The organism is Clavibacter michiganensis (assembly GCF_016907085.1).
GTDB classification, from domain to species: domain Bacteria; phylum Actinomycetota; class Actinomycetes; order Actinomycetales; family Microbacteriaceae; genus Clavibacter; species Clavibacter michiganensis_O.
On record NZ_JAFBBJ010000001.1, the window covers coordinates 1,265,367 to 1,277,655 of the forward strand.

A 12,289-nucleotide genomic window follows, 5' to 3' on the forward strand; every position below is an offset into this window, starting at 1 on the left:
CCCGGGGCGGGCTGCGGCCCGCCCCGGCGCTACGCTCGATCCACCGCGAGCGCCTCCCCTCCCCGCGAGGCGCGAGACCGCCCGAGCGCCCTCCCGGAAGCCAGGACCATGACCACGACCGCATCGCCGCGCACGCGCGCCCAGCGCCTCGACGCCCTCCCCTGGACGCGCGCGCACTCCCGCATCCTCGGCGGGAGCGGCGTCGGCTGGGCGCTCGACGCGATGGACGTCGGCCTCATCTCGTTCGTCATCGCGCAGCTCGCGGTCGTGTGGGAGGCGGACGCGGGACAGCTCGGGTTCGTCGCGTCGGCCGGCTTCCTCGGCATGGCGATCGGGGCGAGCGTCGGCGGCCTGGTCGCCGATCGGATCGGCCGCCGCCAGGTGTTCGCGCTCACGCTGCTCGTCTACGGGCTGGCCACGGGCGTCTCGGCGCTCGCGATGTCGGTGGGCGCGCTCATCGCGCTCCGCTTCGTGGTGGGGCTCGGGCTCGGCGCCGAGCTGCCGGTCGCGTCGACGCTCGTCAGCGAGTTCTCGCCCGCGCGGATCCGGGGACGCGTCATCGTGATCCTCGAGTCGTCCTGGGCCGTCGGCTGGACGGCCGCGGCGCTCATCGGCTACCTCGTCATCCCCGCGAGCGACGACGGCTGGCGCTGGGCGCTCGCGCTCGGCGCCGTTCCCGCGGTGTGGGCGATCGTCGTGCGGCTGCGCCTGCCGGAGTCGGTGCGGTTCTTCGAGGCGAAGGGCCGGCATCGCGAGGCCGAGCGCGTGGTGCGCGACCTCGAGGTGGCGGCGGGTGCGGATCCCGCGACGGATGCCGCCGACGCCGAGACGACGCGCGATGCCCGGGCCGCGGACGCCGCCGACGCCTCCGCGACCGCGACCGTCGACGACGCCGCGCCCCGCGAGCGCCTCTTCGGCGCCCGCCTCCGTCGCCGCACGCTCTCGCTCTGGATCGTGTGGTTCTGCGTCAACTTCGCCTACTACGGCGCATTCATCTGGCTGCCGACGCTGCTCGTCGCGCAGGGCTTCTCGCTCGTGCGGTCGTTCGAGTACACGCTGCTCATCACGCTCGCGCAGCTGCCCGGCTACGCGGTGTCGGCGTGGCTCGTCGAGCGCTGGGGCCGGCAGGTCACGCTCGCGGTCTTCCTCGGCGGATCCGCGGTGTCGGCCGGCCTCTTCGGCACCGCCGACTCCGTCACGACGATCCTCGTGTTCGGCGCCCTCATGTCGTTCTCGAACCTCGGCGCGTGGGGCGCGCTCTACGCCGTGACGCCGGAGCTCTACCCGACCCGCGTGCGCGCCACGGGCGCCGGCAGCGCGGCGGGCTTCGGTCGGCTCGCGTCGATCGTCGCGCCGCTGTGCGTGCCGCCGCTCCTCGCGCTCGGCGGCGTCGCGCTGCCGTTCGGCGTCTTCGCGGGCGTCTTCGCGCTGGCCGCCGTCGCCGCGCTCACGCTGCCGGACCTCCGCGGCGCGGCCCTCGAAGACTGACCCGGCGGTACGCTCGCCGGGACCCCCCGAGGAGCTGCCGTGATCCCCATGATCCTGATCTACGTGGTCATGGCGGCCGTCGTGGTCCTCATCGTCTTCGCCGTCATCGGCACCTCCCGCTCCAACCCCACGCAGGACGCGCAGGACGCCGTCGCCCGCGAGCGCCGCGCCGCTCGCAAGGCCGAGCGGGCGCGCAAGAAGGCCGAGCGCGACTGATCCGCGCTGTGCACGACGGGCACGCCCACCTGTCGCCCCGCGCATCCTGATCGGATGACCCCGGACGCCACCCGCCGCCGAGCCCTGCGAGACGCCGCCGTCCTCACGGCCTTCTACCTCGTGGCGGAGCTGGTCATCGTGCCGATCGTCGTCGGCGGCACGGCGACGGAGCGTCTGGCTCCGGCGCTCGTCTGCGGTGCGCTCGTCTTCGCCTCCACGTGCCTGATCGGCCGGGCTGCCCGCAGATCGCGTCGCGATCGCGGATAGCACGCCGCACGCACGACGCCCCCGCGACCGGCAGGTCGCGGGGGCGTCGTCGTCGAGCGGATCGCGGGTCAGCCCGCGGCCAGCGCCTCCTCGAGCAGGTGCGACAGCGCGTCGAGCTGCACGGACGTGGATCCGGACTCGTCGAAGTCCTCGCCGTCGAGCGCGCGCGCCGCGAGGCCCGCCTTGCTGTCGATGAGCTCCGCGATCTTCGCGTCGATGGTCTGCGCCGCGATGATCCGCCACGCGGTCACGGGCTCCTCCTGGCCGATGCGGTGCACGCGATCGATGGCCTGCGTCTGCTCCGCGCTGGTCCAGCTGAGCTCGGCGAGCACCACGTTCGACGCGGCCTGCAGGTTGAGCCCGACGCCCGCCGCGGTGAGCGAGCAGACCACGACCTTGACCTCGGGATCGTTCTGGAAGGAGTCGATCGCGTTCTGGCGCGCGGCCGGCGACTGGTCGCCGCGGATCGAGACGCTCTTGAGCTCGCGCTTCGCGAAGGTGGCCTCGGCCTGGTCCATCACGTCGACGTGCTTCGCGAAGAACACGACCTTGCCCACGGAGCGGGCGAGCTGCGCGGCGTAGTCGGCGGCGAGCACGGCCTTGGCCTGGCCGATCCGGCGGACCATGGTGAACACGTTCTCGCCGGTCTTCTGCGCCTTGGCCTCGTCGAGCTCGGACTGCGCGACGAGCCGCACGAGGCTCGCGCGCTCGGATGCCGGTCCGTCCATGACGTCGGCGACCGTGGTGCCGCGCGCGCCGACCAGCGCCGTGAACCGCTTGACGAGACGCGCCGCGAGCTCGCGCTCGGCCTGGCGGATGGAGCGGCCCAGGTCGTCGTCGAGCTCGACCGGGAGATCCGCGATGCGCTTGGACGGCAGGTCGGTGGCCACGTCGATCTTGCGACGCCGCACGATGCCCAGGTCGATGACCGCGCGCCGCGCCTCGGCGAAGAAGCCGGGGTCGGCGGGCGTGAGTCCCGCCTCCTCCAGCTCGCCCATGAGGCGCGAGGTGGGCTTGTCGCCGTCGATCCAGCCGAGGAACTGCCAGATGGCTCGGAAGTCGTCGATGTCGTTGATGAGCGGCGTGCCCGTCAGCGCCATGAGCAGCGGGTTCGACTGGCGCTGCCGGATGCTCTCGGCGAGCGCGAGCACGAACTTGGAGCGCTGCGACTGCAGGTTCTTGATGAAGTGCGCCTCGTCCACGACCATGCCGCGGAAGCCGAGCGTGCGCAGCCAGCCGATGTGGCGATCGAGCACCTCGTAGTTGACGATGACGACGTCGGCGAAGGCGTCGAGCCCCGCGCCGTCGCCGTGGATCACGGTGGCCCGGCGGTGCGGCGTCCAGCGCTCGACCTCGCGCTTCCAGTTCATCTTCACGACGTTCGGCACGACGACGAGCAGCGGGTACGCGTCGGCGACGGACGCGGCGAGCAGCGCCTGCGCGGTCTTGCCGAGGCCGGGCTCGTCGGCGAGCAGGAACTCGCGGTGGCCGAGGCGCACGCTCTCGAGGAAGCGCGCCTGGTGGCGCATGAGCTCGAGGTTCTGCGGCGAGAGGCGGTCGATGCGCGGGCTCTCGGGCAGGTCCATGCTCGCGATGCCGCCGCCGGCGCCGTACTCGAACGACTTGAACAGCGGGCCGAGCAGCTCCCAGTTCGCCAGGAGGCGGGTGGGCGGCGCGGCGGGCGCGGGCCGGTCGAGGTCGGGCTCGAGGAACGGGTTCGCGAGCACGCGGGCCTTCACCGACGGCGGCACGACCTGGCGCTCGTGCAGCTTGGCGAGGGCGGGATCCTCGGGCTCGGGCTCCGGCTCCTCCTCCACGACCATCTCCACGCCGCCGTCGAACAGCATGTGCTTGCGCATGGCGCGGGCGGTCTCGGAGAGCTTGGCGTCGGGATCCAGCAGCGGCAGCACCGAGGTGTCGCGCGCGGCCGTGCGGGCCAGGATGCTCGCGATGCCGTCGAGGCGCTTCAGCGTCTCGGCGCGCTCGGGGTCGCTGAGCGGGGTGGCCGGGTCCTTCGCGTGCGTGCGCTCCTCGCGCATCAGCACCGCGATGACCTGGAACTTCGTGCGGTTGACGGGCTTGAGCTTGCCGCGCTGGGCGGCCTGCTCGATCTCGCGCACGGCGCGCGCCAGCACGGGGATGAGCCCCTCGTTGTCGATCGTGCGCGTGCGGGCGGAGGACCGCCGCTGGCCGGTGCGAGCCATGCAACTCCTTGTTCACTGCCGGGGCCAGGCGCTGCCTGCGCTCCCGGATCGGAAGGACTCACGCCCGTCGCGCACGGTGACGCGTGCGGTCGGGCGGTGGCGAGGGGACCTGCCTCGAGCAACCGGGGTTCCGGGTCGGGGGTGGGACGTGGGTCCGCCGCCTGCGCCCGGCCGCCTCGGGGAGGACGGGCACACGGAGGAGTTTACGGCACGCGGGAGCCGCTCGGCGCCGGTGTGCGCGGTGCGGCTCGGCCCGGCCCGGTCGCCGTGGGCGGCCCGGCCTAGGGTGGATGCATGACGGATCAGGCGACACCCGCAGGCAGCAACGAGGCGGGCGCTCCCGGCCGCTACGTCGAGGAGGGGGAGTTCACCCGCGACACGAACTACATCGAGGACCGGATCCTCCGCGACGGCTCCCAGGGCTGGCCCGTCGAGGCCGGCCGGTACCGCCTCGTCGCGGCGCGTGCGTGCCCGTGGGCGAACCGCTCGGTGATCGTGCGGCGCCTGCTCGGCCTCGAGGACGCCATCTCGCTCGGCCTCCCCGGCCCCACGCACGACGCCCGCAGCTGGACCTTCGACCTCGACCCCGACGGCCGCGACCCCGTGCTCGGCACCGAGCGCCTGCAGGAGTCGTTCTTCGCGCGCTTCCCCGACTACCCGCGGGGGATCACCGTGCCGGCGCTCGTCGACATCCCCTCCGGCCAGGTCGTCACCAACGACTACCCGCAGATCACGCTCGACCTCTCCACCGAGTGGACCGAGCACCACCGCGAGGGCGCGCCGGACCTCTATCCCGAGCACCTCCGCGCCGAGATCGACGAGGTCGCCGACCTCGTCTTCCGCGACGTGAACAACGGCGTGTACCGCTGCGGCTTCGCGGGATCCCAGGAGGCGTACGAGAAGGCCTACGACCGCCTCTTCGGACGCCTCGACTGGCTGAGCGAGCGCCTGTCGACCCAGCGCTACCTCGTGGGCGACACCATCACCGAGGCCGACGTCCGCCTCTTCACGACGCTCGCCCGCTTCGACGCCGTCTACCACGGCCACTTCAAGTGCAACCGGCAGAAGCTCGACGAGATGCCCGTGCTCTGGGCGTACGCGCGCGACCTGTTCCAGACGCCCGGGTTCGGCGACACCATCGACTTCGTGCAGATCAAGCAGCACTACTACCTGACGCACACCGACATCAACCCGACCCGCGTCGTGCCCACAGGTCCCGAGACGTGGGGCTGGCTCGAGCCGCACGGGCGCGAGGAGCTCGGCGGCCGCCCGTTCGGCGACGGCACCCCTCCCGGCCCGGTCCGCGAGGGCGAGCGCGTGCCCGACGGCCACGGCGCGGTGCCGCGCGGCGGACGCGAGACGCGCCCGTCCGAGGCGCGCGCCTCGGTCTCCGGGACGCCCGTGCCCGGATCGGCCGACGCCGCACCCGCGGACCGCGCCTGATGGCGGCACGCACCGAGGCCGCCCGCGTCACGCCGCGGCGCCGTCTGCTCGGCCTGGCCATCCGGCACGTCCCGGCGGTCGCACGGTCGCTCCGCGGGACGCCCGCGGCGGGCACGCGCGTCGTCCGGCGCTCCGCCGGCGAGCAGGGCCTCCCCCTCGACATCGCCGTGTGGACGCCGCCCGGCCACGACCGCTCGGCGACCGGATCCCCCGTGCTCGTCGTCCTCGCCCGGCACGACGGCGACTGGCTGCCGTCCACGCTCGCGAAGGACCTCCGCGCGGTCGTCGTGACGATGGCGCCCGACGACGACGCGCAGGCGCTCGCGGGCCTCTCCTGGATCGCGTCGCACGCGGCCGGGTGGAACGGGACGCCGGAGCGGCTCGGGATCCTCGGCGACGGCCCGGGTGCGGATCGCGCGCTCCGGATCACGGCGCTCGCCCGCGACGCCGACGGTCCCGCCGTGCTCCGGCTCGTGCTCGTGAGCCCGTCCGGCGACGTGCCGAGCGCCGGATCCGCCGACCGCCAGGGCCACGGCCGCGACCGGCTCCCGGACGCGCTCGTGCACGTGGGCGCCGCGGACGCGCGCATCGACCACGTCGTCGAGGGCGTCGCGGCGCTGAAGGCGGCGGGGATGAAGGCGCGGCTCATCCGGATCCCCCGCGCCGACCAGGGCTGGCTCGCCTACCCGGCGGCGGATCCGGCGCTCGCCCGCCGGTCGCTCGACGAGATCGTCGCCTACCTGCGGCGGGGACTCACCGAGGAGCGCGCGTTCGGGGTCGGCCCGGCGTAGGGGCGTCCTCGACGGGCACCTTCACGAGGATGCCCGCGGCGATGAAGACGATCGCGGCCACGTACTGCAGCGACTGCCACGTGACGGCCTCGACGGGGATCACGGCGACGGGGTTCCACATCACGGCGACGGCCGCGAGCAGCGCGGCGCTCCACCAGCTGCGTGCGCGCACCGAGAACACGATCATGATGAGCGCGAGGATCGCGACCGCGAACCGCACGACCGTGAAGAGGTCGCCGTCGATCACCGCGAACCCGGCCAGCAGCACGATGGCGCCGAGGAGCCCGGGCGCGAGCGACGGACGGGTGAAGGCGGGGGCGGCGGGGGTGCGGGTCACCGGGACAGTCTGCCAGCGCGCGCCGGGACCTCCCCCGCGAGGATGAGGTTCCCGGCCGACGGGCCGCGCGGGCGCGGGCCGCTCCTAGCCTGAGGCCATGACCTCCTCCCGCATGATCGCCCACGCGATCGCCCCGCTCGGCGGCGTCGTGTTCGCCGGCCTCTGGGTCCTCGCCGAGGCGGGCCGCGCCGACCTCGCGGGCGCCGCCACCCTCGCCGTGGCGCTCGGCGCGGCCATCGCCCTGGGCGTCTGGCTCCCGGCCGCGTCGCTCGCCATCGTCGTCGTGATCCCGGTGCTGCAGCTCGTGGGCCTCGCCCCGGCCGCAGAGTCGACCACGTGGCCGATGCACGCGGCCATCGGCGTCGTCGTCCTGCTGATCGCCGCCACGGGCGCGCGGCGGACGCGGCTCGCGGCCCTGCCCGTCGGCATCCTCGCCGCCGGGGCCGCCGCCCTCCACGTCACGATGCCGACCGGCGCCGTGCGGACGCGCCTCCTCGACTGGACGGACATGCTCGCCATGGGCGGCGCCCGGCCCGTCGGCGACGCGGTCGTCGTGCTGCTCCTCGCGGCCGTCGGCGCGGTCGTCCTCGCCTGGGCGCTCGGGTTCGGCGTCGGCGCCGCGCTGCGCCTCCGCCGCCTGGGCGCGGTGCTCGTGGAGGCGGAAGGCCGCCTGGCGGAGACCGACCTCGAGCTGCGGCTCGGGATCGAGCGCGCCCGCATCTCCCGCGACGTGCACGACTCGGTGGCGCACGCGCTCACCATCGTCGTGGCGCAGTCGGAGGGCGCGACGGCCATGTCCGCGCGACGGCCGGAGATCGTGGCCGGCGCCCTCACCGCGATCTCCGGCGTGGCACGCGACGCGCTGACCGACGTGCGCGGCCTGATCGAGCGCATCACCGAGGCCGGCGACGAGCTGCTGTCGCTGGCCGACCTGCCCGCCCTCGTCGAGCGGATGCGCGACGTCGGCATGGGGATCGCCCTCGACGAGCTCGGCGAGCGCCGGGCCCTGCGGCCCGCGCACCAGCTCGCCGTCTACCGCATCGTGCAGGAGAGCCTCACGAACGCGCTGAAGCACGGCGGTGCGGAGGCCACCGCGGCGGTCGTGCTCGACTGGCGCGGTCCCGGGCTCGCGCTCCTGGTGCGCTCGTCGGGTCGGAGCCCGCTCGTGCAGGCCGGCTCACTGACGGGGTCGGGTGCGGGGATCCCCGGGATGCGCGAGCGCGCCCGCATCGCCGGCGGCTGGCTCACCGCCGAGCCGGACGCGGACGGCGAGTTCGTCGTCACCGCCTTCCTGCCCCTCGATGGCGCCGCGTCCTCGGCCGAGCCCGCCCCCGCCGCCCCTTCCACCGGCACGATCGCGATCCGTGGCTGAGCGCGTGCGCGTGGCGGTGGTCGACGACCAGCAGCTCTTCGCCGAGGGGCTCCGCATGCAGATCGACGCCACCGACGACCTCGTCTGCGTCGGCATCGCCGGGGACGGCCGCACGGGGCTCGACCTGGTGCGGCGCGAGTCCCCCGACGTGGTGCTGATGGACCTCCGCATGCCCGTGCTCGACGGCCTCGCCGCGACCGCCGCGATGCGGGACGGCGGCGCGGAGGCGCCGCGCGTGGTCGTGCTCACCACCATGCGCGAGGACCAGGCCGTGCGCGCCGCCGCCCGGGCCGGCGCCGCCGCGTTCCTCACCAAGGACGCCCGGCCCGAGGTCCTGCTCGCCACCGTGCGCGCGGCCGCCGCCGGGGACGTGACGGGCGACACCGACGACCTCCTGCGCGACTTCGGATCCCCGCCGCCGCGCCCCGACCTCGACGTGCTCGCCGCGCTGACGCCCCGGGAGCGCGAGACGTTCCTGCTTGTCGCGCGCGGGCTCACCAACACCCAGATCGCCGAGGCGTCCTTCGTCCAGGCGTCCACCGTGAAGACGCACGTGCAGGCGGTGCTCGCGAAGCTCGGGCTCCGCAGCCGCCTGCAGGTCGTCGTCTTCGCCCATGAGAGAGGACTGGTGCGGTCGTGAGCGCATCCCCCATCCGCGCGTCCGCGGCACGTCTCGTCCGCCGGATCCGCACGCCCCGCGGCGTCGTCGCCGTCGTGGTCGCGGCCGGGCTCGTCGGCGTCGCCGTCGTCAACGCGCCGGTGCCGCGCACCGAGCCCGTCGCGGACCTCCCCGCGCGGGACGCCGCGGCCTGGACCATGCCGCTCGACGCGGCCGCGGGCGTCTCGATGGACGCCATCGGCGTGGCCGAGGACATCCGCCTGCGGCCGTGCCTCACGGAGCAGGGCATCGCGGAGCAGGCGCCCGCGCTCGACCCGGCGGTGCTCCTCGCGCCGGAGTCGCACGCGGACGGGCGCCTCGTCGCCCCGCCGCTCGACGCCGCGCGCGCCGCGGCCTCGGGGTACGGGCCGGTCGTGGATCCCGCGCGCGTCGCGCACCGCGAGTGGCGGATGGCGCACGCTGACGACGTGGATCTCGGTCGTGCGCTCGACGTCTGCCTCCCCGGCGTCCGCGCGGGCGTCTGGGCGCACGCCACCACGAACCAGGGCATCCAGATGCGCGCGCTCGAGCTGCGCGCCGACGCCCGGGAGCGCGCCGTCCGCGATCCCGCGGTCATCACGGCGGCCGGCGCCTGGCGCGACTGCCTCGTCGAGTCCTCCGCTGACGCGCTCCGCGACCGGGGACGCCCGCTGCCCGCGGATCCGATGACCCTGCTGGAGCCCGAGGACGGCGACGGACCGTCCGCCGACATCGCGCTCGCCCGCGCCGACGCCGCCTGCCAGGCGTCGTCGGGATACCGCGCTGCCCTGTACGACGCGCAGTGGCGGGAGGAGTCGCTCGTCACCGAGGCCGACGCGGTCCTGCTGTCCTCGCATCGGGCCCGCCAGGTGGTCGCGACGACCGCCGTGGTGCGCGAGGCGCTGCTCGACGATGCCGACCGCGGCTGACCGGTGCGGCGCCGTCGCGGATCCGTCCCGCGTCGGCTGGGTCGTGAACACGTGGACGCACGACGACCCTCCCGGATCGGCATAGCTCCGGCGCTCGGATACCGTGGACGAGCCCGTCCCCGCCCCGACCCCGAGGAGCCCCCATGCGCGCCGTCGTCTACGAGAGGTTCGGCGAGACCCCCGTCGTCCGCGAGCTGCCGGATCCCGTCCCCTCCCCCGCCGGCGTCATCGTGCGCGTCGAGGCCACGGGCGTCTGCCGCAGCGACGCGCACGGCTGGCTCGGCCACGACGACGGCATCGCGCTCCCGCAGGTGCCGGGCCACGAGCTGGTCGGACGGATCCACCAGGTCGGCCCCGAGGTCACGCGCTACCACGTCGGCGACCGCGTCACCGTCCCGTTCGTGTGCGCGTGCGGCCGCTGCGCCGAGTGCCGCGCCGGCAACGGCCAGGTGTGCCGGGACCAGACGCAGCCGGGCTTCACGCACTGGGGATCGTTCGCCGAGCTCGTCGCGCTGCACGACGCCGACGTCAACCTCATCCCCGTCCCCGACGACCTCGACGCCGGCGCCGCCGCGCTCCTCGGCTGCCGCTTCGCGACGGCGTTCCGCGGGCTCGTGCACCGGGCCCGGATCCAGCGCGGCGAGCGCCTCCTCGTCATCGGCTGCGGCGGCGTGGGCCTCAGCGCGGTGATGATCGGCGTCGCGGTCGGCGCGGAGGTCATCGCCGTCGACGTCGACCCGGCCGCCCTCGCGCGCGCGTCGGAGCTCGGCGCCGAGTACACGATCGACTCGTCCGACCTCTCGGAGCTCGACGTCCTCGACGCCATCCACGCGGTCTCCCCCGACGGCGTGCAGGTCTCGGTGGAGGCGCTCGGCCGCGAGTCCACGCTCCGGATCAGCCTGCTCGCGCTCGCGCCGACCGGCCGTCAGGTGCAGATCGGCCTGTTCGCGAGCGAGCCGACGGTGCCCGTGCCGTTCGTCATCAGCCAGGAGCTGAGCCTGCACGGCAGCCACGGCATGCCCGCGCGCGACTACGCCGAGCTGATGGGCATGGTCGCCTCGGGAGCGCTCCGCCCGGAGCTGCTCATCGAGCACCGCATCACCCTCGACGAGGCCCCGGCCGCGCTCGAGGCGCTCGCGTCGGGCGATCGCTCGGCGGGGATCACGCTGGTCGAGGTCGGCTGACGCGCGCCGCGGCCGGCTAGCGCGGCGCGTCGAACCACGCGTCGACCGCGGCCGTGACGCCCGCGTCGTCGACCACGACGTCCGGCACGACGGGTACGCCGTAGCGCTTCCCGGTGCGGTCGGCGTCGACCGCGTCCGTGAGGTTCACGATCGCGCCGTCGACGAGCGTCCGCGGGGAGTTCGCCGAGCTGAAGCCGTAGGTGGGCTGCCCGAACGAGCACACGCCGTCCTGCCCGACGAACGCGATCGCGACGGCCTCGCCGGAGCTCACGGTCATGCCGTCGGTGACCACGGCGATCGGCACCCCAGCGGGCACCCGACCCGCGTCGCTCGTCGCCATGACGTCGCCGCCCTGGGCGACCGCACCGCCCGCGACGGTGACGGGCACCGAGCCGTCCGCCTGCTCGAACGACATCACCCGCCCCTCGTCGAGCAGCGGCGAGACCGCGGCGAGCATGGGCCAGATGTCGCCGCCGTGGTTCCCCCGCAGGTCCACGACCCAGCCGCGGGTCGTCGCGGGCACGGCGGCCGCGAGCGCCCGGGCTCCCGCGTCGACGTAGCGCTGGCGGGACGCCTCGTCTCCGCCCACGAGCGCGGGCACGACGATGGTCGTGATCCCGTCGGCCGTCGTGACCGTGGGCCGCGGCTCGGCTGCGGCCGACACCGGTGGGCTGTCACCGAAGTCCGCCGCGGCCTCCACGGGTCCGAGCAGGGAGCTGTGCTCGCCGCCCAGCTCCTTCGCGGCCCCGGAGAGCGCCGGATACGTGCCCGCGTAGGTGCGCGCCCGGGCCGCCTGCGCGTCCACCTCCGCCCGGACCTCCGCGACGCGGGCGGGATCCGCCTGGAGCCCGTCGACCATGAGGTCCACCGCCATGTCGGCGTAGCGCTGCGGCGAGGGCGGCACGTCGAGCAGGCCGGCGCGCTCGAGGGACGGCGTCGCGGCGATCGTCCCGCCGATGAGCACGACCACGGCGACCGCGAACGCGAGGGGCAGGCCGCTCAGGATCCTGGATCGACGTGGGGGCATGCGCCCACCCTGCCGGATGCGGGACCCGCCCGCGCCGTCGCTCCCCCGCGCCTAGAGCGCGCCCTGCAGCTCCGAGCCCGCCGGGATCGGCGTGAGCCGCGTGACGACGGCGGGCCCCGTGATGAGGCCGGCGAGCGACGCGCCCATGCGGGCGACGGCGTCGCCGGCGCCGTGCGCGTCGAGGTCCTCCACGGACGACCACTTCTCGACCATCACGATGGTGCCGTCGGGGGCGTCGTGGATCGCGTAGACCTCGCAGCCCTCCTCCTCGTGCACCTCGGCGATGCCGCGGGACAGGGCGGCGACCGCCTCGTCGTGCTTGCCCTCGACGGGCGTGAAGACGGCGGTGACGACGACGGGCTGGGACATGGGTTCTCCTCGGTTCGGGGTGGGG

General features: G+C 75.0%; 13 protein-coding genes. 9 read left to right on the forward strand and 4 right to left on the reverse strand.

The features are described 5' to 3' along the window. The first annotated feature begins 108 nt into the window (after positions 1-108). From JOE38_RS05755 to JOE38_RS05765, 3 genes are read left to right on the forward strand one after another with little or no spacing between them, the layout of a single operon-like run. Entirely contained in the window at positions 109-1,488 is a 1,380-nt protein-coding gene (locus JOE38_RS05755) for an MFS transporter (RefSeq protein ID WP_204575266.1), read from the forward strand. A 39-nt stretch (positions 1,489-1,527) separates the two neighbouring features. Then, positions 1,528-1,704, forward strand: a complete 177-nt coding sequence (locus JOE38_RS05760; RefSeq protein ID WP_204575267.1) for a hypothetical protein — start codon at positions 1,528-1,530, stop codon at positions 1,702-1,704. A 54-nt stretch (positions 1,705-1,758) separates the two neighbouring features. Continuing rightward, positions 1,759-1,971: a hypothetical protein gene (locus JOE38_RS05765; RefSeq protein WP_204575268.1), complete on the forward strand. Its 213-nt coding sequence runs from the start codon at positions 1,759-1,761 to the stop codon at positions 1,969-1,971. 68 nt (positions 1,972-2,039) lie between these two features. Here JOE38_RS05765 and JOE38_RS05770 read toward each other — a convergent pair whose 3' ends face one another. Then, positions 2,040-4,175 carry a DEAD/DEAH box helicase gene (locus JOE38_RS05770; RefSeq protein ID WP_204575269.1) on the reverse strand — a complete coding sequence of 712 codons (2,136 nt, stop codon included), beginning with the start codon at positions 4,173-4,175 and terminating at the stop codon, positions 2,040-2,042. A 294-nt stretch (positions 4,176-4,469) separates the two neighbouring features. Between JOE38_RS05770 and JOE38_RS05775 the strand changes: the two genes are divergently transcribed. Together JOE38_RS05775 and JOE38_RS05780 are read left to right on the forward strand one after the other, a co-directional pair. Next, positions 4,470-5,618 carry a glutathione S-transferase family protein gene (locus JOE38_RS05775; RefSeq protein ID WP_204575270.1) on the forward strand — a complete coding sequence of 383 codons (1,149 nt, stop codon included), beginning with the start codon at positions 4,470-4,472 and terminating at the stop codon, positions 5,616-5,618. Next, entirely contained in the window at positions 5,618-6,409 is a 792-nt protein-coding gene (locus tag JOE38_RS05780) for an alpha/beta hydrolase (RefSeq protein ID WP_204575271.1), read from the forward strand. Before JOE38_RS05775 ends, JOE38_RS05780 begins: the two co-directional genes overlap by 1 nt. Here the strand turns inward: JOE38_RS05780 and JOE38_RS05785 are convergent. After that, on the reverse strand, positions 6,372-6,746 hold the full coding sequence (locus JOE38_RS05785) for a DUF6804 family protein (protein WP_012038813.1): 375 nt from the start codon (positions 6,744-6,746) through the stop codon (positions 6,372-6,374). The genes JOE38_RS05780 and JOE38_RS05785 overlap by 38 nt on opposite strands. A gap of 97 nt (positions 6,747-6,843) precedes the next feature. On the opposite strand from JOE38_RS05785, the gene JOE38_RS05790 reads away from it, so the two are divergent. The 4 genes from JOE38_RS05790 (at position 6,844) to JOE38_RS05805 (ending at position 10,868) form a co-directional block, all read left to right on the forward strand. After that, a complete protein-coding gene (locus JOE38_RS05790) occupies positions 6,844-8,118 on the forward strand; it encodes a sensor histidine kinase (RefSeq protein WP_204575272.1) in 1,275 nt (424 codons plus the stop codon). Then, positions 8,111-8,758: a response regulator transcription factor gene (locus JOE38_RS05795; RefSeq protein ID WP_307838837.1), complete on the forward strand. Its 648-nt coding sequence runs from the start codon at positions 8,111-8,113 to the stop codon at positions 8,756-8,758. Before JOE38_RS05790 ends, JOE38_RS05795 begins: the two co-directional genes overlap by 8 nt. After that, entirely contained in the window at positions 8,755-9,684 is a 930-nt protein-coding gene (locus JOE38_RS05800) for a hypothetical protein (protein WP_204575274.1), read from the forward strand. Before JOE38_RS05795 ends, JOE38_RS05800 begins: the two co-directional genes overlap by 4 nt. Before the next feature lie 143 nt (positions 9,685-9,827). After that, positions 9,828-10,868 (forward strand): zinc-dependent alcohol dehydrogenase family protein, encoded by a 1,041-nt coding sequence (locus JOE38_RS05805; RefSeq protein ID WP_204575275.1) that lies wholly within the window; start codon positions 9,828-9,830, stop codon positions 10,866-10,868. A gap of 16 nt (positions 10,869-10,884) precedes the next feature. Here the strand turns inward: JOE38_RS05805 and JOE38_RS05810 are convergent, their stop codons facing one another. Both JOE38_RS05810 and JOE38_RS05815 read right to left on the reverse strand, forming a co-directional pair. After that, positions 10,885-11,895, reverse strand: a complete 1,011-nt coding sequence (locus tag JOE38_RS05810; RefSeq protein ID WP_204575276.1) for a S41 family peptidase — start codon at positions 11,893-11,895, stop codon at positions 10,885-10,887. Positions 11,896-11,946: 51 nt separating this feature from the next. Beyond that, positions 11,947-12,264: a putative quinol monooxygenase gene (locus JOE38_RS05815; RefSeq protein ID WP_204575277.1), complete on the reverse strand. Its 318-nt coding sequence runs from the start codon at positions 12,262-12,264 to the stop codon at positions 11,947-11,949. Positions 12,265-12,289 lie beyond the last annotated feature (25 nt).

What these genes read in the sequence shown, in the direction of transcription:
- JOE38_RS05790 (WP_204575272.1), top strand. Translation starts at nt 6,844, where the DNA reads ATGACCTCCTCCCGCATGATCGCCCACGCGATCGCCCCGCTCGGCGGC.
- JOE38_RS05775 (WP_204575270.1), top strand. Translation starts at nt 4,470, where the DNA reads ATGACGGATCAGGCGACACCCGCAGGCAGCAACGAGGCGGGCGCTCCC.
- JOE38_RS05765 (WP_204575268.1), top strand. Translation starts at nt 1,759, where the DNA reads ATGACCCCGGACGCCACCCGCCGCCGAGCCCTGCGAGACGCCGCCGTC.
- JOE38_RS05780 (WP_204575271.1), top strand. Translation starts at nt 5,618, where the DNA reads ATGGCGGCACGCACCGAGGCCGCCCGCGTCACGCCGCGGCGCCGTCTG.
- JOE38_RS05755 (WP_204575266.1), top strand. Translation starts at nt 109, where the DNA reads ATGACCACGACCGCATCGCCGCGCACGCGCGCCCAGCGCCTCGACGCC.
- JOE38_RS05770 (WP_204575269.1), bottom strand. Translation starts at nt 4,175, where the DNA reads ATGGCTCGCACCGGCCAGCGGCGGTCCTCCGCCCGCACGCGCACGATC.
- JOE38_RS05810 (WP_204575276.1), bottom strand. Translation starts at nt 11,895, where the DNA reads ATGCCCCCACGTCGATCCAGGATCCTGAGCGGCCTGCCCCTCGCGTTC.
- JOE38_RS05815 (WP_204575277.1), bottom strand. Translation starts at nt 12,264, where the DNA reads ATGTCCCAGCCCGTCGTCGTCACCGCCGTCTTCACGCCCGTCGAGGGC.
- JOE38_RS05805 (WP_204575275.1), top strand. Translation starts at nt 9,828, where the DNA reads ATGCGCGCCGTCGTCTACGAGAGGTTCGGCGAGACCCCCGTCGTCCGC.